At 60.6% G+C, this 19087-nt stretch carries 17 protein-coding genes and 1 riboswitch; of the genes, 6 read left to right on the top strand and 11 right to left on the bottom strand.

Features of this window, described 5'->3' with window-relative positions; translation table 11 throughout:
• Positions 1 to 21: 21 nt before the first annotated feature.
• From ACTQ33_RS11940 to speD, 8 genes are all read right to left on the bottom strand, one after another.
• Positions 22 to 723 (bottom strand): zinc metallopeptidase, encoded by a 702-nt coding sequence (locus ACTQ33_RS11940; protein ID WP_441464821.1) that lies wholly within the window; start codon positions 721 to 723, stop codon positions 22 to 24.
• A 433-nt stretch (positions 724 to 1156) separates the two neighbouring features.
• Entirely contained in the window at positions 1157 to 2281 is a 1125-nt protein-coding gene (nspC, locus tag ACTQ33_RS11945) for a carboxynorspermidine decarboxylase (protein ID WP_441464822.1), read from the bottom strand.
• Between the two features lie 3 nt (positions 2282 to 2284).
• A complete protein-coding gene (locus tag ACTQ33_RS11950; RefSeq protein WP_441464823.1) occupies positions 2285 to 3544 on the bottom strand; it encodes a saccharopine dehydrogenase C-terminal domain-containing protein in 1260 nt (419 codons plus the stop codon).
• Between the two features lie 159 nt (positions 3545 to 3703).
• Entirely contained in the window at positions 3704 to 4564 is an 861-nt protein-coding gene (gene speB / locus ACTQ33_RS11955; RefSeq protein ID WP_441464824.1) for an agmatinase, read from the bottom strand.
• Positions 4545 to 5405: a polyamine aminopropyltransferase gene (gene speE / locus ACTQ33_RS11960; protein WP_441464825.1), complete on the bottom strand. Its 861-nt coding sequence runs from the start codon at positions 5403 to 5405 to the stop codon at positions 4545 to 4547. Before speE ends, speB begins: the two co-directional genes overlap by 20 nt.
• The gene (locus ACTQ33_RS11965) at positions 5406 to 6866 is read right to left on the bottom strand and encodes an aminotransferase class I/II-fold pyridoxal phosphate-dependent enzyme (RefSeq protein ID WP_441464826.1); all 1461 of its coding nucleotides are present in this window, start codon (positions 6864 to 6866) and stop codon (positions 5406 to 5408) included.
• A gap of 40 nt (positions 6867 to 6906) precedes the next feature.
• Complete coding sequence (locus ACTQ33_RS11970) at positions 6907 to 7059, bottom strand: hypothetical protein (RefSeq protein ID WP_441464827.1); 153 nt, start codon at positions 7057 to 7059, stop codon at positions 6907 to 6909.
• Positions 7060 to 7117: 58 nt separating this feature from the next.
• Positions 7118 to 7876, bottom strand: coding sequence for an adenosylmethionine decarboxylase (speD, locus tag ACTQ33_RS11975; protein ID WP_441464828.1), 759 nt, complete (start codon positions 7874 to 7876; stop codon positions 7118 to 7120).
• A gap of 562 nt (positions 7877 to 8438) precedes the next feature.
• Positions 8439 to 8582, top strand: a riboswitch (adenosylcobalamin (AdoCbl) riboswitch).
• A 131-nt stretch (positions 8583 to 8713) separates the two neighbouring features.
• On the opposite strand from speD, the gene hemA reads away from it, so the two are divergent.
• The 6 genes from hemA to hemL are packed head-to-tail and all read left to right on the top strand — an operon-like array spanning position 8714 to position 15012.
• Positions 8714 to 9943 carry a glutamyl-tRNA reductase gene (hemA, locus tag ACTQ33_RS11980; protein ID WP_441464829.1) on the top strand — a complete coding sequence of 410 codons (1230 nt, stop codon included), beginning with the start codon at positions 8714 to 8716 and terminating at the stop codon, positions 9941 to 9943.
• Complete coding sequence (locus ACTQ33_RS11985) at positions 9930 to 10382, top strand: precorrin-2 dehydrogenase/sirohydrochlorin ferrochelatase family protein (RefSeq protein WP_441464830.1); 453 nt, start codon at positions 9930 to 9932, stop codon at positions 10380 to 10382. The genes hemA and ACTQ33_RS11985 overlap by 14 nt, the downstream gene beginning before the upstream one ends.
• Positions 10379 to 11266 (top strand): hydroxymethylbilane synthase, encoded by an 888-nt coding sequence (hemC, locus tag ACTQ33_RS11990; RefSeq protein WP_441464831.1) that lies wholly within the window; start codon positions 10379 to 10381, stop codon positions 11264 to 11266. The genes ACTQ33_RS11985 and hemC overlap by 4 nt, the downstream gene beginning before the upstream one ends.
• Complete coding sequence (cobA, locus tag ACTQ33_RS11995) at positions 11263 to 12744, top strand: uroporphyrinogen-III C-methyltransferase (protein ID WP_441464832.1); 1482 nt, start codon at positions 11263 to 11265, stop codon at positions 12742 to 12744. Before hemC ends, cobA begins: the two co-directional genes overlap by 4 nt.
• A gap of 1 nt (position 12745) precedes the next feature.
• Positions 12746 to 13729: a porphobilinogen synthase gene (gene hemB, locus ACTQ33_RS12000; RefSeq protein WP_441464833.1), complete on the top strand. Its 984-nt coding sequence runs from the start codon at positions 12746 to 12748 to the stop codon at positions 13727 to 13729.
• On the top strand, positions 13729 to 15012 hold the full coding sequence (hemL, locus tag ACTQ33_RS12005; RefSeq protein ID WP_441464834.1) for a glutamate-1-semialdehyde 2,1-aminomutase: 1284 nt from the start codon (positions 13729 to 13731) through the stop codon (positions 15010 to 15012). The genes hemB and hemL overlap by 1 nt, the downstream gene beginning before the upstream one ends.
• A gap of 163 nt (positions 15013 to 15175) precedes the next feature.
• Here the strand turns inward: hemL and ACTQ33_RS12010 are convergent, their stop codons facing one another.
• The 3 genes from ACTQ33_RS12010 to ACTQ33_RS12020 all read right to left on the bottom strand — a co-directional run bounded on the left by ACTQ33_RS12010 (position 15176) and on the right by ACTQ33_RS12020 (position 18937).
• Positions 15176 to 16339, bottom strand: coding sequence for a substrate-binding domain-containing protein (locus ACTQ33_RS12010; protein ID WP_441464835.1), 1164 nt, complete (start codon positions 16337 to 16339; stop codon positions 15176 to 15178).
• Between the two features lie 82 nt (positions 16340 to 16421).
• A complete protein-coding gene (locus ACTQ33_RS12015; RefSeq protein WP_441464836.1) occupies positions 16422 to 17426 on the bottom strand; it encodes an ABC transporter permease in 1005 nt (334 codons plus the stop codon).
• Positions 17427 to 17446: 20 nt separating this feature from the next.
• On the bottom strand, positions 17447 to 18937 hold the full coding sequence (locus ACTQ33_RS12020; protein WP_441464837.1) for a sugar ABC transporter ATP-binding protein: 1491 nt from the start codon (positions 18935 to 18937) through the stop codon (positions 17447 to 17449).
• Positions 18938 to 19087: the final 150 nt, after the last annotated feature.

Genomic DNA, 19087 nt, shown 5'->3' on the forward strand with positions numbered 1-19087 from the left:
CTGAGTTCGATGGATGGAGCGTTAATCATTGCGGCGGCGTCCGCCCACAATCAGCAGCAGACGCAGCAGCTGGGCCAGGGACACGGCCAGGGCCGCCACATACGTCATGGCGGCGGCGGAGAGGGTTTTTCTCGCGCCCACCATTTCGTCGTCGTCCAGCAGATGGCCCGATTCCAGCGCGTCTAAAGCCCGACGGCTGGCGTTGAACTCCGTGGGCAGCGTCACCAGCTGAAACACCGTGGACAACGCAAAACAGGCGATGCCCGCATAGGCCAGCTGGACGCCCAGTTCCCCGGAAATGAACAGCAGACCGATGAGAATCAAAGGCAGGGCCAGTTTGGAGCCGATGTTGGTGATGGGGATAATGGCGGCCCGCAGTTTGATGGGAGCATAGCCCACGGCGTACTGGATGGCGTGGCCCGCCTCGTGGGCCGCTACGCCGATGGCGGCGGTGGAGGTGTCGCTGTAGACCGCATCCGACAGGCGGATGACGTTGGTCCGGGGGTCGTAGTGGTCCGTCAGATTGCCGCCGATGCGTTCAATGCGGACGTTGCGCAGACCGTTGGCGTCCAGGACCATGCGGGCGGCGTCGGCGCCGGTAAGACGGCGGCGGGAGCGCTGCTGGGAATATTTGCGGAAGGTTCCGTTGACGCGGCTGCTGGCCCACATGGCAAACAGCACCGCGGGCAGCACCAGAACCAGATAGTAATAATCAAAAAACATGGCAACCACACTTTCTTGCAGTTTTACAGCTATTGTACCCCAAGATTGTGAATAAATCTACCCTCCGTTGTTTAGAACGGATTTTGTGGATAACCCTGTTGGGGAGCTGTGTATAAATTGTGGAAAACAGAACTCATATGGGCAATTTTGGCCCATCATAAGGGCCGAATCATCCCCTATATTAGGGCCAATTTTGCCCCCTAGTAATAATAAAATAATAATAATAAATAAATTATAACTAGAAAGAAAGAATAAAAAGAAAGAAAGAGCGCCGAAGGGCAGTTATCCACAGATTGGTGCAAAAAAAGTTGACAATTGTAAAATTTTCTCTTCTAAACAACACGGCGGCAGCCCTTGATAACAGGGGCTTGCCGCCGTTGGTCTGTTGAAAATTGGAAACAACTGGTTCTATCCACAGGGTATAATACCACTGTCAGGAAAGGCGGGTACGGAAGTCCTCATAGCCGAACTGCCGGACCACCGTTTCCTTGCCGTCCAGATCCCGCCAGACGATGGCGGGCAGGGGCATACCGTTGAAGGTGTTGGTCTTGACCATGGTGTACAGGGCCATGTCTCCGAAGGTCAGCCGCGTGCCCTCCGTCAACGGCGTGTCGAAGGAGTAGTCGCCGATGATGTCGCCGGCCAGACAGGTGGGACCGCCCAGCCGGTAGGTGTGGGCTTTCTCGTTGGCGGCACCGCTGCCCAGGAGGGGCGGACGGTAGGGCATTTCCAGCACGTCGGGCATATGGCAGGCGGCGGAGGTGTCCAGAATGGCAATATCCATGTCGTTGTGGAGGACCTCCAGAACTTCCGTCACGAGAAAGCCGCTGTTCAGCACAACAGCTTCGCCCGGCTCCAGGTAGACGGTCACGTTGTACCGCTCCCGCAGACCCTGGACCAGCCGCACCAGCCGTTCCACGTCGTAGTCGGACCGGGTGATGTGGTGGCCGCCGCCCAGATTCAGCCATTGCATCCCGGGCAGGTATTTTCCGAACTGGTCCTCGAAGGCTTGCAGCGTCGTCTCCAGGTCGTCGGCATTCTGCTCACAGAGGGTGTGGAAGTGCAGGCCGTCCAGCAGGGGCAGCAGGCTCGCATCGAAGTTTTCCAGCGTCGTACCCAGCCGGGAGCCGGGAGCGCAGGGGTCGTAGATGGCGTGGCCCTCCTGGGTGGAGCAGCGGGGATTGGTCCGTAATCCCATACTTTTTCCCGCTTCTCTGGCACAGGGACCGAACTTCCGCAATTGGTTGGGGCTGTTGAACACAAAGTGGTCGGCGTATTGCAGCAGCGCCTCGAACTCGTCGGCCCGGTAGGCCGGGGAAAACACATGGGTTTCCCCGCCGAATTGCTCCTTGCCCAGCCGAGCCTCGTAGAGACCGCTGGCCGTGGTGCCGCAAAGATACTGGGCGATCAGGGGATAGGCGTAAAACATGGAAAAGGCCTTCTGGGCCAGGAGGATGCGGCAGCCCGCTTCCTCCTGCACCTGTTTCAAAAGCTCCAGATTCTTGCGCAGTAACCCCTCGTCCACGACGAAATAGGGGGTGCGGATGGTATCGCTCATGAATCAGTCCACCAGCACCGGGTTGTCGTTGATCTGCCAGGGCAGGCCCCACTGGTTCAGGGCGTCCATGTAGGGGTCCGGGTCGAACTCCTCCACGGTGTAGACGCCGGGCTTGGTCCACTTGCCGGTGAGCATCATCATGGCGCCCACCATGGCCGGTACGCCGGTGGTGTAGCTGATGGCCTGGGAGCCGACCTCTTTGAAGCACTCCTGGTGGTCGCAGACGTTGTAAATATAGGCGGTCTTGTCCTTGCCGTCCTTCTTGCCGGTAAAGATGCAGCCGATGTTGGTCTTGCCCACGGTGCGGGGGCCGAGAGAGGCCGGGTCGGGCAGCAGGGCCTTGAGGAACTGGATGGGCACGATCTGATGGCCCTCAAATTCGATGGGCGTGGTGGACAGCATACCCACGTTCTCCAGACACTGCATGTGGGTCAGATAGGACTGGCCGAAGGTCATAAAGAAGCGGATGCGCTTGACGCCGGGAATGTTCTTGGCCAGGGATTCGATCTCCTCGTGGTGCAGCAGGTACATATCCTTGTGGCCCACCTGGTCAAAATCATACTCCCGCTTGATGGACATGGCGGGAATTTCCACCCAGTGGCCGTCCTCCCAGTAGGAGCCGGGGGCGGAGACTTCGCGGAGGTTGATCTCCGGGTTGAAGTTGGTGGCGAAGGGGTAGCCGTGGTCGCCGCCGTTGCAGTCCAGAATGTCGATGGTGTCAATCTGGTCGAAGAGGTGTTTCTGGGCGTAGGCGCAGTAGGCCTGGGTCACGCCGGGGTCGAAGCCGGTGCCCAGCAGCGCCGTCAGACCGGCTTTCTCAAATTTCTCCTTGTAGGCCCACTGCCAGGAGTAATCAAAGTAGGCCGTAAAGCCCTCCTCCTTGCAGCGCTTCTCGTAGATGGCCCGCCACTCCGGATCGTCGGTGTTCTCCGGCTCGTAGTTGGCCGTATCCAGGTAGTTGACGCCGCAAATGAGGCAGGCATCCATGATGGTCAAATCCTGGTAGGGCAGGGCGATGTTCATGACCAGATCGGGCTGGACCTTTTTGATGAGCGCGACCACTTCATCGACGTTGTCGGCGTCCACCTGGGCCGTGGTGATCTTCGTCTTGGTCTTGCCCTCCAGTTCCGCCTTGATGGCGTCGCACTTGCTGACGGTGCGGCTGGCAATGCAGATTTCGCTGAAAACGTCGCTGTTCTGGCAGCACTTGTGGATGACCACGCCGGCCACGCCGCCGCAGCCAATGATGAGAACCTTGGACATGGAAAGTTCCTCCTTCAAACAATGTGATTTTGGGGATTTCGCCCCGTGCGCGGGGCGACCGGGGCGTTGCCCCTGGACCCCACAATTTTTTTGTAAAAAAATTGACTAAAAACTTTTATATATTTAGGGTACGGGGACAGAGCCCCCCGGAAAAGACGGTTAGAAGTTGTCGTTCATGGCCAGGAGCATCTCCCGGACGATTTTCGCCGCCACGGCGTTGGAAGCGCCGGTGGGGTCATAGTGGGGGCTTAATTCGTTGACGTCGCAGCCCACGAGGTTACAGCGGTTGCAGACCAGGGTGACGGCTTTCCGCAGGGCGTCGAAGGGGACGCCGCCGGGCTCCGGGGTGCCGGTGCCGGGGAACACCGATGGGTCCAGCACGTCCAGGTCCACGGTGAAGTACACAGGCTTGTCCCCCAACTGCTCCACCAGCGGTTCCAGGCCGTCAAAGTCAAAGGGATGGGTTATTACATGATCCTTGCCCCACACCCATTCGGACCGGTCGCCGGAGCGGATGCCGAACTGAAAAATTCTGCCGTCGCCGACCAGGTCCCAGCAGCGGCGCAGGACACAGGCGTGGGACAGCTCCACGCCCAGATATTCCTGCCGCAGGTCGGCATGGGCGTCGAAGTGGACAATGGTCACGTCGGGATAGTTGGCATGGACGGCTCGGAACGCGCCCAGCGTCACCAGGTGCTCGCCGCCGATCAGGAAGGGCCGCTTGCCCTCGGCCAGAATGGCCGCTGCCTGGGCTTCGATATCGTCCAGGGCCAGCTGGGAACTGCCCATGGACAGCTCCAGGTCGCCCAGGTCCAGGATGTGGGCGTCCAGCAGGTCCCGGTCCTGATAGGGGCTGTACGTCTCCAGGCCGTAGGACTCCCGCCGCAGGGCGTTGGGGCCGAAGCGGGTGCCGGGACGGTTGGAGGTGGTGGAATCAAAGGGCGCGCCGAATAACACGGTGCGGGCCGCGTCTGCCGGGCAGTCACAGGCCATATAGGTATCAATCTGCGGCTTCAACATGCTTCAATAACTCCTCTACATAGGCGGGAATATAGAACGCTCCCCGGTGGAGCATGGTGGTGTAGTACCAGCAATGGAGCCCCCGCTGATTCCAGCGGTCGGCGTCCAAATCCTTGAGGGGATGATATTTCTTGGACGCAAACCCGAACAGCCAGTGGCCCGAGGGGTACGTGGGGATATGGGCCTGATAGACCCGGCTGATGGGGAAGGACTCCACAATCCGCTTGTGGGCCCGCTGACAGGCCACGGCGTCCTCGTCATAGAAGGGGCTTTCGTGCTGATTGACCATAATGCCGTCGTCGCGCAATGCCTTATAGCAGTTGCCGTAGAACTCCCGGGTGAACAGACCCTCGCCGGGGCCAAAGGGGTCGGTGGAATCGACAATAATCAAATCGTAGCAGTTCTCCTTGGAGCGGATGAACTTGAGGCCGTCGGCGTAGTGGATGGTGACCCGGGGATCGTCGAGAGAACAGGCGGTCTTGGGCAGAAATTCCCGGCAGACGCGGACCACTTCCTCGTCGATTTCCACCATGTCGATGTGGTCGATGTCGTCGTAGCGGCACAGCTCCCGGATCACGCCGCCGTCGCCGGCGCCGATAACCAGCACATCCCGGACATGGGGATGGACGGCCATGGGCACATGGGTAATCATCTCATGGTAGATGAATTCGTCCCGTTCCGTCAGCATCATATAGCCGTCCAGCGTCAGAAAGCGGCCGAATTCCTGGGACTCAAACACGTCGATGCGCTGGAAGTCGCTCTGGCCGCTGTAGAGCTGGCGGTTGACGCGGATGGAGAACTTGGCGTCGTTGGAATGTTTCTCGGAAAACCAAAATTCCATTTATGCTTCCTCCCTGGTCAGTACGTTCAGGCGGAGAATGTCGGCATCCTCGGGGCCGGTCATGGAGCAGCCCTTGGCCTTGGCGTAGGCGATGTAGTCGAGAATGGGCTTTGTAATCCGCTCGCCGGGGGCCAGAATGGGGATGCCGGGGGGATAGCACATGACAAACTCGCTGCAAACCCGGCCCGCCGTATCTTCAATGGGCAGCGATTCTTTCTCGGCGTAGAATGCCACCTGGGGCGAAACCGCCACCTCCGGTTCGATGTATTCCTGCTCCATCAAACCGGCACGGCTCTTGCCGAAGCGGCGGCGCACCTCGCTCATGGCGCTGACCAGCCGTTCCACCTCGCGGGGCCGGTCGCCAATGGAAAGATAGGCCAGAATGTTGCCCAGGTCGCCGAATTCAATCTGAATGTCGTATTCATCCCGCAGCAGGTCGTAGACCTCGATACCGGCCAGACCCACTTCCAAGGTGTTCACCGACAGCTTTGTGACGTCGAAATCGAAAATGCTTTCGCCGTTGATGAGTTCGCTGGAATAGGCGTAATAGCCGCCGATGTCGTTGATCTCGGAGCGGGCGTAGTTGGCCAGTTCGATGACCCGTTCAAACTCCTGCTTGCCCCGCAGGGCCAGGTTGCGGCGGGCGATGTCGAGACTGCTCAACAGGAGATAGGAGCCGGAGGTGGTCTGGGTCAGATTGATGATCTGCCGGACGTACCCGGCGTGGACGTTGGGACCCATCAAGAGCAGGCTCGACTGGGTCAGGCTGCCGCCGGACTTGTGCATGGACACGGCGGCCATGTCGGCCCCGGCCGCCATGGCGGAGACGGGCAGCTTGTCACTGAAATAGAAGTGGGTACCGTGGGCCTCGTCGGCCAGACACAGCATCCCGGCGTCGTGGGCCAGCTTGACGATGGCCCGGAGATCGGAACAAATGCCGTAATAGGTGGGATTGTTGACCAGCACGGCCTTGGCGTCGGGGTTGCGGCGGATGGCGTCGGCCACCTCGCAGACCCGCATCCCTAAGGGGATGCCCAGGCGGCTGTCACATTGGGGATTGACGTAAACGGGAATGGCGCCGCAGAGAACCAAGGCTCCCATGACGCTGCGGTGGACGTTGCGGGGCAGGATGATCTTATCGCCCCGCTTGACGGTGGACAGTACCATGCTCTGGACGGCGGAGGTGGTGCCGCCTACCATTAAATAGGCGTAGGCCGCGCCGAAGGCGTCGGCGGCCAGCTCCTCGGCCTCCTTGATGACGGAGACGGGATGGCACAGGTTGTCCAGGGGTTTCATAGAGTTGACGTCCATGCTGACGCAGGTCTCGCCCAGCAGCCGCGTCAGCTCCGGGTTGCCGCGGCCCCGTTTGTGGCCCGGCACGTCGAAGGGTACCACCCGCATTTTGCGGAAGTTTTCCAACGCCTCGTAGATGGGCGCCCGGGTCTGATCCAGGATTTTCAAGGAAGCACTCCCCCTTAAATCGAAAGTTTTACTCGATTTTTTACAAAAAATCGCAGGGGTCCAGGGGGCAGCGCCCCCGGTCGCTGGCCGCAGCCAGCGAAATACCCGCGCCGCGCACGGCGCGAAACACCCCGGCGTCCCAAACCGCCATCCGCAGATGGCGGAATCCCCGGCGGCTGTACACAGCCGCCATCGGTTCGACGCCCCCTGCGGGGGGGGGGATGGCGAACCGATCTCATGGGGACGGGGCATCAATAAATATTCTGCCCGCTGAAAATCTCAATCATCTCCCGGGAGATGTTGTTGGTGATTTCCAGCCGGATTTTCGGTGGCAGCTCGTAGACGTCGGTCTTAAACAGATAATTCTGCAAATCGATATCCTTGCGCATCATACGGGTGTGGAACAGGTTGGCGGCGTAAACATTCATGTCCACGGCGTCGTAGGCGTGGAGAATGTCCTCGCTGATGTAGTCCTGAATGGAGGCCACCCGGTGGTCCATAAACAGTTTCCGGCCGCCAACGTCCCGGGTAAAGCCCCGGACACGGTAGTCCATGGTGATGATGTCGGAATCAAAGGAGCCGATCAGATAGTCCAGCGTTGAAAGGGGCGTGATCTCGCCGCAGGTGGCCACGTCGATATCGACGCGGAAGGTGGCCAGGCTCGTTTCCGGATGGTATTCCGGATAGGTGTGGACCGTCACATGGCTCTTGTCCAGATGGGCCAGCTGGGTTTCCCCGGCGGGGATCATGGAGCTTTCGGCAATGAGAATGGTCACCGACGCGCCCTGGGGCTCATAATCCTGCTTGGCGATGTTGAGAATCTTCGCGCCGATCATGTCGGTGAGATTGGTGAGGATGCCGGTGAGCCGTTCCGAATTGTACTGCTCGTCGATGTAGGCAATGTAATCCCGCTGTTCCCGCGGCGTTTTGGCGTAACAGACGTCGTAAATGTTGAAGCTCAAAGCCTTCGTCAGATTGTTGAAGCCGTACAGTCTCAGTTTCTCGCCCATAGGTGTACCCCCTGCCGTCCTTCCAGGGAGGACGGTCGATTCTCTCAAAATAATAAAAAACAGACAGTATGCCGCTGCATACTGTCTGTAAAACACGCAAATTCGCTGTGACATGGGGAAACTCCCCCCGTTTCGGCGGAGAGAGGCGGGCCGGCAGCCCGTACAGCGTTTGACAGAGTCTATATAGCAAATACTTACTTTTACTACTCTTATTGACCGTTTTACAAGTTGATGCAGGATGCTCCCGCTGGTTTTAAGAAACCAACTTATAAAATTGTGCTTTTAACACAATCAATAATGGCGGCGACGCCGCCCATCGGCAGTTGACCCGGCTGTCCGTATGGCCTTTCCCCGCGAAGCGGGTGGTCGAAGAAATATTTGCATGGATACTCTGTTCGACACTCATATCACATACACGCTTACTATACCGGCATTGACCCCGGTTGTCAAGGGATTTCCACCGCCCAACAGGGATTTTTTGTCGAAGCGTCAGGCGACGGGATTTTTGTCCCGGTGTACTTGACGGCGGCGGCGGAACATAGTATTCTAAAGAATAAGCGAGTATATAACACATAACACAGTCCATGGGGAAACGGGTGCAACTCCCGTGCAGTGCCGCTACTGTGACGACGGGTTTCCCGTCGGAGCCAGACCGCCGGTGGACTGTCTTTCCTTCCGCGCCGCGAGTCACGGCAGCCGGAGGCTGCCGGTCAGACCGCACGCCCCCGGGCGTGCGGTTTTTGATTGGGCAGCACCGCGCCGGTGTGCCCTTGCCAAATTATGCGGCGCTGCCGTAGAAAATCAGGAATTATCAGAGAAAAATGGGGAAACTGACCAATGAATATCCAAATGATCGGCATTGACCATACGACGGCCCCCGTGGAGATCCGCGAGAAATTCTCATTCACCTCCAAGGTCCAGGCGGCCCTGATGGAACAGGCTGCCGCCCTGCCGGGGGTCCTGGGCGTCATTCTGCTGTCCACCTGCAACCGGACCGAACTGTGGGTCCACTGCCGCCCTGATGTGGAGCCGCCGCTGTGCGACTGCATCTGTCAGATTGCCGGGGCGGGGACCGAGCAATACCGGGACCGGTTCCGCCGCCGCCGGGGCGAGGAGGCCGTGGCCTACCTCTTCGGCATGACCAGCGGCCTGCGCTCCCAGATTTTCGGAGAGGACCAGATTCTCACCCAGGTGAAAGAGGCATTGGACAAGGCCCGGACGGCCCTCCACACGGACACGGTGCTGGAGGTGCTGTTCCGCATGGCCATCACCGCCGCCAAAAAGGTCAAGACCGGCATGCAGACGGCCACCGCCGACACCGGCGCCGTGGGCTACTGTCTGGAAAAGCTCCGGGGCGAGGGCTACGACTTCACCGGCCGCCGCTGTCTCGTCATCGGCAACGGCAAAATGGGCAAGCTGGCCGCCCAGGCCTTGCGCCAGGCCGGGGCCATTGTCACGGTTACCGTCCGCCAGTACCGCAGCGGCGTGGTGGAGATTCCCGTGGGCTGCGAGCGCATCGACTACGGCCGCCGCATGGAACTGCTGCCGGACTGCGATATGGTGGTCAGCGCCACCACCAGCCCCAACACCACGATGAAATATGAGGACGTCTCCGCCGCCGTCTGGAAACCGGGTCTGATCTTTCTGGATTTGGCCGTGCCGAGAGACATCGACCCCCGCATTGCGGAGCTGCCCGGCGTCCGGCTCTTTGATATTGATTCGTTCCACGCCCCCCAGTCCGAGGAGCGGACCCGGATGGAGGAGGAGGCCCAGGCAGTCCTTTCTCAGCAGATTCAGGAGTTTGTCACCTGGTACGACTGTCGCGACCGCATCCCCATGACCAACGAGCTGGCCGAAAAATGCGCCGTGGATTTCCTCGTCCGGGTGGAACCGGCCATCCGCCAGACCCATCTGGACAGCGAAGCCGCTTCGGCGCTGCGGGTCCAGCTGGAAGACGCGGCCAAAAAGCACTTCCGCCGTCTGCTGTTCGCCGTCCGGGACGAGGCCGGAGCCGCCGCGTTCCGGCAATGTCTGGACGCCATGGAGAAATTCTATGACCAGGCGTAAATTTCCCCTTTATATTGATTTGGACGGAAAGCCCGTGGTATTGGTGGGCGGCGGGACCATCGCCGCCCGGCGGGCGAAAACCCTCTCCCAGTTCGGTGTGAAACTGACGGTCATTGCGCCGTCCATCGACGCGTCCATCCGGGCCTTGCCCGGCGTGACGTGCATCGAACGGCCCTGGGACCCGGCGCGATTGGGGGAGGCCGTCTTTGTGCTGACGGCCACGGACTGCGAAGCCGTCAATGCTTCGGTGGTGGAGACGTGCCGGAACCGGGGGATTCCCGTCAACGACGCCTCCGACCAGACCCGCTGTGATTTTCAATTTCCCGCCGTGGCCATCCGCGGCGATGTGGTCGTCGGCGTCAATGCCGGCGGCACCGACCACTCCCTGGTGCGCCGCGTGGCTGCGGCCATCCGAACGCTATTGGAGGGCGAACTATGAAACAACTGCGCATCGGCAGCCGGGAGAGCCGGCTGGCCGTCATTCAATCGGAGCAGGTGGCCGACTATCTGCGGTCCCAGGGTGTGGACGCGCCCCTGGTGACCATGAAGACCACCGGCGATATCATTCTGGACCGGACCCTGGACAAAATCGGCGGCAAGGGATTATTTGTCAAGGAACTGGACAAGGCGCTGCTGGACGGCCGCAGCGATCTGTCGGTCCATTCCACCAAGGATTTGCCCATGGAGATTCCGCCGGAACTGCCCATTGTGGGCTTTTCCAAACGGGAGGACCCCCGGGATGTGCTGGTGCTGCCGGAGGGCTGCACCGAATGGGACAAGACGAAGCCTGTGGGCTGCGCCAGCCGCCGCCGAATGCTCCAGCTACAGGACCTCTATCCCGAGGTGACCTTTGCGCCGGTTCGCGGCAACGTTCTGACCCGGTTGAATAAACTGGACGTGGGCCAGTACGGCGCGCTGATTCTGGCCGCCGCCGGTCTCAAGCGGTTGGGACTGGAGCATCGCATCAGCCGGTATTTTTCCACCGAGGAGATGATTCCCGCCGCCGGACAGGGCATTTTGTGCATCCAGGGCCGGGCAGGGGAGGACTACTCGGCATTGGCTGGGTTCCTGGACGACGGGGCTACGGCCTGCGTCACGGCGGAGCGGGCCTTTGTCACCGCGTTGGACGGCGGCTGTTCCAGCCCCATTGCGGCATTTGCCCATCTGGACGGGGAGACGCTCCATCTGCGGGGCCTCTATTACAGCGAAGCCCACGAAACCCACACCGTCGGAACCTGCTCCGGCCCCGCCGCCGACGCGGCATCCCTGGGGGCCAGACTGGCCGCGGAACTGAAAGAACAACTGGACGGAGGAACCCAATGAGCGGTAAAGTATTTTTGATCGGCGCGGGTCCGTCGGACGCGGGTTTACTCACCTGCAAGGCCCGGGACATTCTGCAATCGGCCGAAGTGGTGGTGTATGACGCATTGGTGGGCGAGGCCATTCTGGCCATGGTGCCGCCGGAGGCCGAGTGCATCAACGTGGGCAAGCGGGCCAGAAACCATACCCGCAGCCAGTGGCAGATCAACGAGATTCTGCTGGAGGAGGCCCAAAAGGGAAAGCGTGTGGTCCGGCTCAAGGGCGGCGACCCGTTTCTCTTTGGCCGGGGCGGCGAGGAACTGGAGCTGCTGGCCAAAAACAACATCCCCTTTGAGATCGTGCCGGGTATCACCTCGGCCATCGCCGTTCCCGCCTACAACGGCATCCCTGTGACCCACCGGGATTTCTGCTCGTCCCTCCACATCATCACAGCCCACAAAAAGGCCGACGAACCCCTCAATATCGATTTTGACGCCCTGGTGCGGACCAAAGGCACGCTGGTATTTTTAATGGGCGTGACCGCCCTGCCTGCCATCTGCCAGGGATTGTTGGACGCCGGCATGGACCCGGAGATGCCCGCTGCCGTCCTGCACCGCGGCACCTCGGCCCGGCAGAAGCGGGTGGTCGCTACGGTTTCCACCCTGCCCGAAGCGGCGGCCCACATGGAGGCCCCGTCGATTATCGTCGTGGGTAAAGTCTGCGCCCTGTCCAAGGAATTCGCCTGGGCCGAACAGCGGCCCCTGTTCGGCAACCGCTATCTGGTGACCCGGCCCCGGGAGCGGGCGGGGGTCCTGGCGTCGCGGCTGCGGGACCTGGGCGGCGAAGTGGTGGAATTCCCCACCATTGAACTGCGCGCCCTCGACGGCGTCTCCCTGGACGGCCTCGACGACAGTACGTGGCTGGTGCTGACCAGTCCTTCCGGCGTGGAGATTTTCTTCGATCTGCTGAAACAGCAGCATAAGGATGTCCGGAGCCTGGCCCACCTGAAGGTGGCGGCGCTGGGCAGCGCCACGGCCAAGGAATTGGAGCGGCACGGCATTCTGGCCGATTTGACGCCCGCCACCTATGACGCCCGGAACCTGGGTGTCTCCCTGGCGGCCAAACTGCAACCCGGCGACAAGGTGTTCATCGCCCGGGCCAAGCAGGGCAGTCCCGAGCTGACGGAACAGCTCAACAGCGTTCCCTGGGCCGATGTCCAGGATGTTGCCACCTATGAGACGGTGCTGACCCGCCCGGCCATTCTGGAACCGTTGGAGCTGCTGGACGGCCGCACCTGGGCCGTGTTCACCAGCGCCTCCACCGTGCGGGGCTTCGCCGCCGCCGCCGGTACCGAGGACCTTTCCCAAGTCAACGCCCTGTGCATCGGCAAACAGACCGAGGCCCAGGCAAAACAATACGGCATGACCACCAAGACCGCTGCCGCCGCCACCATGGACGCATTGGTAGAGCTGGCCCTGGCGTGTGCCAAGGAGGAAGATTGAAATGGAACTGATTCGTCGTCCCCGCCGCCTGCGCAGCGGCGAGATTCTGCGGAAAATGGTGCGGGAGACCCGCATGAGCAAGACCTCCCTGATTTACCCCACCTTTGTGGTGGAGGGGGAGAACCGCAAGGAGGAGATTCCCTCCATGGCGGGCCAGTACCGCTACAGCATCGACCAGCTGCTCTACAAGGCGGAGGAGATGCTGGAAGCGGGCATCGATAAATTTATGCTCTTCGGCATCCCCGACCACAAGGACGCCTGCGGCAGCGAAGCCTATGCCGAGCACGGCATCATTCAGGAGGCCATGCGGGCGCTGAAAGCCCGGCTCCCGGAGCTGTATCTGATCGGCGATGTGTGCATGTGCGAGTACACCTCCCACGGCCATTGCGGCATCCTCCACGGCCATGACGTGGACAATGACCAGACGCTTCAGTACATTGCCAAGATCGCCCGGTCCCAGGTGGAGGCCGGCGCCGATATGGTGGCCCCCTCCGACATGATGGACGGCCGCATTGCCGCCATCCGCGCCGAGCTGGACAAGGCCGGGTATGTCAACACGCCCATTATGTCCTATGCCGTCAAATACGCGTCCTCCTTCTACGGCCCCTTCCGGGACGCCGCCGACTCGGCTCCCAGCTTTGGCGACCGCAAGACATACCAGATGGACTGGCACAACCGGAGAGAGGGCCTCAAGGAAGCCCTGTCCGATGTGGAAGAAGGCGCGGACCTCCTCATGGTGAAGCCCGCCATGGCCTACGGCGACATCATTTCCGACGTCAAGGCCGCCACCAATGTACCCCTGGGCGCGTACAGCGTCAGCGGTGAATACTGCATGGTGAAGACCTGCGGCAAGCTGGGCTATGTGGATGAAACGGCCATTATGTGCGAGATCGCAACGGCTGCTTATCGGGCCGGCGCGGACATCTACCTGACTTACTTTGCAAAAGAGCTGGCCAAGGCCATGGACGAAGGGAGAATCGGATAATGGGCAAGTCGGAAACCCTGTTTGAACGGGCGAAAGCCGTCATTCCCGGCGGCGTCAACAGCCCGGTCCGGGCCTTTGGCTCCATCGGTATGTGCCCCCGGTTCATCGCTACGGCCAAGGGCAGCACCATGACCGACGCCGACGGTGTGACATATATCGACTATGTAGGCTCCTGGGGTCCCATGATTCTGGGCCACAACTACCCGGCCATTGAGGAGGCTGTGGTGGAGGCCGCCCGCCAGGGCTTGAGCTTCGGCGCGGCCACGGAGCGGGAAGTGGAGATGGCGGAGCTGATCTGCCAGCTGGTCCCCTCCATTGAGATGGTCCGCATGGTCAACTCCGGCACCGAGGCCGTCATGAGCGCCATCCGGGCCGCTCGCGGCTTCACGGGCCGGGATAAGATCATCAAGTTCAACGGCTGCTACCACGGCCATAGCGACGGCCTGCTGGTCCAGGCCGGTTCTGGCGTCATGACCGCCGGTGTCCCCGACAGCTCCGGCGTTCCCAGCGGCTGTACCCGGGACACGTTGACGGCCACCTACAACGATCTGGACAGCGTCAAGGCCCTGTTTGAGGCCAACAAAAACGAGATTGCTGCCATCATTGTGGAGCCGGTGGCCGCCAATATGGGCGTGGTGCCGCCCCAGCCGGGATTCTTGCAGGGTCTGCGGGACCTCTGCGACCAAAACGGCAGTCTGCTGATCTTCGACGAGGTCATCACCGGATTCCGCCTGAAAATCGATGGCGCCCAGGGCTATTTCGGCGTGCGGCCCGATTTGACCACCTTTGGCAAGATCATCGGCGGCGGTATGCCCGTGGGCGCCTACGGCGGCCGGAAAGAGATCATGGAAGTGGTGTCGCCGTTGGGTGCGGTCTATCAGGCCGGTACCCTCAGCGGCAACCCCGTGGCCATGGCGGCGGGTCTCTGCCAGCTGAAACTTTTGCGGGACAACCCCCAGTGGTACGATGAACTCAATGCCACCGGCGATTGGTTCTATGGTCAGATGGAGCAGATCATTCGGGAAGCCGGTAAGCTGTACCCGGTCAATCATGTGGGTTCCCTGGGCAGCGTGTTCTTTACCGATGTACCGGTGGTGGATTACGCCTCGGCCAAAACCGCCGATACGGCGGCCTTTGCCGCCTGTGCGCGGAACTACTTCGACCACGGCATCTATGTGGCCCCGTCCCAGTTTGAAGCCATGTTCCTGTCCACAGCTCATACGAAGGAGCAGCTGGAGCAGACGCTGGACGTGCTGAGCAATTACCTCCGTACCCAAAAATAAAAATGTTACTCGATTTTTTGTAAGGCAACGTACCGCCGGTGTGTCTGCGGGCGTCACCGGGCCTTCACCGCACCGGGCTTACCGGTGCGATCCATAAAAAAACCCCCCGGCGGAATTCCGCCGGGGGGTTGCTTATGCTATGGGTTCCGGGGTTCGACTGGGATTAGTCGTAAACCAGAGTGGCCATATCGGGATCATCGATGTTGGTGGAGTCGTACCACTTGGCACCGGTGTCCACGTCGGAGACGGACTCACCGTTAGCAGCGGCAACAGCCAGAGCCACGGCCTGATAGCCGATCTGGACGGGGTCCTGCGTCACAGAGCCGATGAACCAGCCGTTGCGGACAGCGTTCTTCTGAGCGGAACCGGCGTCGAAGCCAGCGACGACCAGACCATCGTACTTGCCGCCCTCAGCCAGGTCGGAACCGTCGGAGGTAGCAGCCAGGAAGCCGGTCACAGCGCCTTCGTTGGAGCAGAAGATGGCGGTGATGCCGTCCATGCCCAGCAGAGCGCTGGCAGAGGTCTGCAGGGAGGTAGCCTCAGTGGTGGCGGAAACTTCCACACGGATGATAATAGCGGGGCTGTCAACCTTCTTCTCCCAAGTGGTGTGGCCTTCGATGGAGACCTTGCCGGGCTGATAGGTCTCGGCGATCTCCGCCATCTTGTTCACAAAACCGGTGGTACGGCCGGTGACGGAAGCGGAAACAGCATCCTGAGACAGGCAGCCGATGACGATGGGAGCGTCGGAGGTGGCGTTCTGCATGGCGGCAACGACGGTCTCGTTCTCGCCAAACTTCTCAGCGGCGATGGCGGCAGCGGCCTCGTTGTCGGTGGCAGCGGTGGCCTTAACAGCGCCGGTGGTGTCGCCGGGAACGCCGGAGTCAAAGCCGATGACGGGGATGTTCTTCTCGGCGCACTCCGCCAGAATCTCGGTGACGGAGTCGGTGGACAGAGCGGCCAGAGCCATGGCCTTGGGGTTCTTGGCCAGCTCGGTCTTGATCATGTTGACCTGAGAGTCGATCTCGGTCTCGGAAGCGGGGCCATCGAAGTAAATGTCAACGCCCAGATCCGCAGCGGCCTGCTCAGCGCCCTCGTTAACGGCCTGCCAGTAAGCGTGCTGGAAGCCCTTGGCCATGACGGGGATGTACAGCTTCTCGCCGCTGCCGGTGTCCTCCGTGGCGGTGTCGCCGGTGTTGCCGGTATCGGCGGTGTCGGTGTTGGAGGTATCATCTGTGCTGGGGGTAGTGGTGTCGTTGGTCTTGCTGCCGCAAGCGACCATACCGAAGGTCATTACCAGAGCAAGAAGCAATGCAGTCAGTTTCTTCATTTTGGTTCCTCCTAAAAATTTAAGATTTTTTATAAGCACACAGGGATGTGAGCCTATCGGATGGGATGGGGTCGGGAAGGGCTTAGCCCTTCTTGACCCGGTTGGCGGCCTTGGTACGCTGGATGTCCAGCAGCACGGCGCCAATGACCACGAGGCCGGTGAAGAAGGTCTGCCAGGGGGCCTGGAGGCCGCAGGCGGAGAGGCCGTTCTTCAGGACGGACATAATGAACACACCGATGATGGTGCCGACCATGGAGCCTGCGCCGCCGCTCATGGACGTGCCGCCGATGACGACGCCGGCGATGGCGTTCAGCTCCTGGCCGTTGCCGGTGCCGGGGGTGATGGTGGTGTAGGCAGCGGCGTAGAAGATACCGGCCATGCCGCAGAACGCACCGCAGATGGTGTAGATACCGACCTTCCAGTTGTCGACGTTGATGCCGGAGAGACGGGCGGCTTCTTCGTTGGAGCCGATGGCGTAGTTGTAACGGCCGAACTTGGTCTTATGCAGGATCAGGGCGGCGATAACGAAGAAGGCGAACAGCCAGATGGCGCCGACGGGGAAGTTCTTGGCGCCGAAGAGCTCGGAGCGGATGAACACGGGCTTGAACCAGCCGCCCACAGGCTCGGTGGCGGTGGGCCAGGTCTGGGACTGGACCTTGGTGAGGATGGAGCCGGCGCCCTGGGCCATCATCATGGTGCCGAGGGTGGCGATGAAGGGGGGCAGCTTCAGCTTGGCGATGAGACCGCCGTTGAGCAGGCCGAAGATGGTGCCGACGGCCACGGTGAGAATGAGGGACGCCACCAGGGGCCAGTCGTGCTGCTTGAAGGTGTAGGCGCCCAGCAGAGCCGAGCACATCATGACGGTGCCGATGGACAGGTCGATGCCGCCGGCGATGATGACGAAGGTGACGCCGAAGGCCATAAAGCCGATGTAGTAGCTGGATTCCAGAACGTTCTTCAACGTATCCAGCGTGAAGAAGTTATTGCCGATGATGGAGAAGAGGACGTACAGAATCACCAGGGCCGCCGGGGCCAGGAGCTTCTGCAGATCCAGTTTTTTTGTACCGTTGGTTGCGAGTTTGTTCATAGCTTGCTTTCCCCCCATTGTTAGCGCATGGTAGCGTATGTCATGATTCGTTCCTGCGTGGCTTCGCTGATATCCAGCTCGCCGGTGAGACGGCCTTCGCACATGACCATGACCCGGTCAGACATGCGGAGGATTTCCGGCAGTTCCGAGGAGATCATGATAATGGACTTGCCTTCGGCGGCCAGCTGATTCATCAGCTTGTAGATCTCGCTCTTGGCGCCCACGTCGATGCCGCGGGTGGGTTCGTCGAAGATCAGCACGTCGCAGTCCCGCAGCAGCCACTTGGCGATGACGACCTTCTGCTGGTTGCCGCCGGAAAGGGACCGGGCCAGCGTCTTGCCGGAGGGCGTCTTGGTGCGCAGCTTCTGGATGTACTCTTTGGTGACCTGGGCGATCTTGCCGTCCTGCACAAAGGGACCGGCGGTGAGCGAATCCAGGGAGGCCATGGCCGTATTATCGGCCACGCTCAGGCCCAGACACAGGCCGTAGCGCTTGCGGTCCTCGGAGAGGTAGCCGATACCGACACGGACGGCGTCCTTGGGACGGCGGATTTTGACTTCCTTGCCGTTGACGAGGATCTGGCCGGAGGTCTTGGGGTCCGCGCCGGACAGGAGCCGCATGGTCTCGGTACGGCCCGCGCCCATCAGACCCGCAAAGCCCAGAATCTCACCCTTGTGCAGCTGGAAGGACACGTCCTTGACCATGTCGGAACAGAGGTTCCGGGCTTCCAGCACCACGGGGGCGTCGGGGGCCACGTTGGAATGGCTCTTAGGTTCGTCGAAGATGACGCGGCCCACCATCATCTGCACGATCTGGTCGATGGTGGTTTCGGCGGTGTTCACCGTGTCCACGTACTGACCGTCGCGCATGACCGTGACCCGGTCGGTAATCTCCTTCAGCTCATCCATGCGGTGGGAGATGTAGATGATGCCCACGCCCGTGGCCTTGAGCCGCCGGATAAAGGTGAAGAGGTCTTCGATTTCAGCGGTGGTCAGGGAGGCGGAAGGCTCATCCATAATGAGGATTTTCGTGTTGTTGTAGGAAAGGGCCTTGGCGATTTCCACCATCTGCTGCTGGGCCACGGTGAGCCGCTTGACTACCGTGCGGGCAGTGATGTTCAGATGGAGGGATTGCAGGAGCTCATCGGTCTTGCGGTTCTGTTCCTTCTTGTCCAGGAACAGGCCCTTGGTGGACTCGCGGCCCACAAAGATGTTCTCCGCCACCGTCAGGTCCTGCATCAGGTTCAGCTCCTGGTGGACAATGCTGATGCCCAACTGCTGGGCGTGGCTGGGGGATTGAATCTCAGTGGGTTTGCCGTAGAGCTCGATGACGCCGTCATCCTTGGTGTAAATACCGGTGAGAATCTTCATCAGCGTCGATTTACCGGCGCCGTTTTCACCGATGAGGGCCAGGACCTCGCCGGCGCGCAGCTCCAACTGCGCGTTGTCCAACGCGTGGACGCCGGGGAAATACTTCTGAATCCCGTGCATATTGAGCAAAATCTCAGACATTCATCGATCAGCCTCCTGTATGCTGTATGCTCCGGCCAAAAGCGAAACGTTTCGACATTTTCTGATAAAAAATCGAACTGTGCCGTGGGCCGTTCTTCTTTCTGATTACAGCATACCAGAATGATTGGAAAAACCAACTGAAAATCGTCC

Origin of the sequence: Candidatus Avoscillospira sp. LCP25S3_F1, assembly GCF_052117125.1 — a bacterium.
Lineage (GTDB): Bacteria > Bacillota > Clostridia > Oscillospirales > Oscillospiraceae > Avoscillospira_A.

What these genes read in the sequence shown, in the direction of transcription:
- ACTQ33_RS11940 (WP_441464821.1), bottom strand. Translation starts at nt 723, where the DNA reads ATGTTTTTTGATTATTACTATCTGGTTCTGGTGCTGCCCGCGGTGCTG.
- nspC (WP_441464822.1), bottom strand. Translation starts at nt 2,281, where the DNA reads ATGAGCGATACCATCCGCACCCCCTATTTCGTCGTGGACGAGGGGTTA.
- ACTQ33_RS11950 (WP_441464823.1), bottom strand. Translation starts at nt 3,544, where the DNA reads ATGTCCAAGGTTCTCATCATTGGCTGCGGCGGCGTGGCCGGCGTGGTC.
- speB (WP_441464824.1), bottom strand. Translation starts at nt 4,564, where the DNA reads ATGTTGAAGCCGCAGATTGATACCTATATGGCCTGTGACTGCCCGGCA.
- speE (WP_441464825.1), bottom strand. Translation starts at nt 5,405, where the DNA reads ATGGAATTTTGGTTTTCCGAGAAACATTCCAACGACGCCAAGTTCTCC.
- ACTQ33_RS11970 (WP_441464827.1), bottom strand. Translation starts at nt 7,059, where the DNA reads ATGGCGGCTGTGTACAGCCGCCGGGGATTCCGCCATCTGCGGATGGCG.
- speD (WP_441464828.1), bottom strand. Translation starts at nt 7,876, where the DNA reads ATGGGCGAGAAACTGAGACTGTACGGCTTCAACAATCTGACGAAGGCT.
- hemA (WP_441464829.1), top strand. Translation starts at nt 8,714, where the DNA reads ATGAATATCCAAATGATCGGCATTGACCATACGACGGCCCCCGTGGAG.
- ACTQ33_RS11985 (WP_441464830.1), top strand. Translation starts at nt 9,930, where the DNA reads ATGACCAGGCGTAAATTTCCCCTTTATATTGATTTGGACGGAAAGCCC.
- hemC (WP_441464831.1), top strand. Translation starts at nt 10,379, where the DNA reads ATGAAACAACTGCGCATCGGCAGCCGGGAGAGCCGGCTGGCCGTCATT.
- cobA (WP_441464832.1), top strand. Translation starts at nt 11,263, where the DNA reads ATGAGCGGTAAAGTATTTTTGATCGGCGCGGGTCCGTCGGACGCGGGT.
- hemB (WP_441464833.1), top strand. Translation starts at nt 12,746, where the DNA reads ATGGAACTGATTCGTCGTCCCCGCCGCCTGCGCAGCGGCGAGATTCTG.
- hemL (WP_441464834.1), top strand. Translation starts at nt 13,729, where the DNA reads ATGGGCAAGTCGGAAACCCTGTTTGAACGGGCGAAAGCCGTCATTCCC.
- ACTQ33_RS12010 (WP_441464835.1), bottom strand. Translation starts at nt 16,339, where the DNA reads ATGAAGAAACTGACTGCATTGCTTCTTGCTCTGGTAATGACCTTCGGT.
- ACTQ33_RS12015 (WP_441464836.1), bottom strand. Translation starts at nt 17,426, where the DNA reads ATGAACAAACTCGCAACCAACGGTACAAAAAAACTGGATCTGCAGAAG.
- ACTQ33_RS12020 (WP_441464837.1), bottom strand. Translation starts at nt 18,937, where the DNA reads ATGTCTGAGATTTTGCTCAATATGCACGGGATTCAGAAGTATTTCCCC.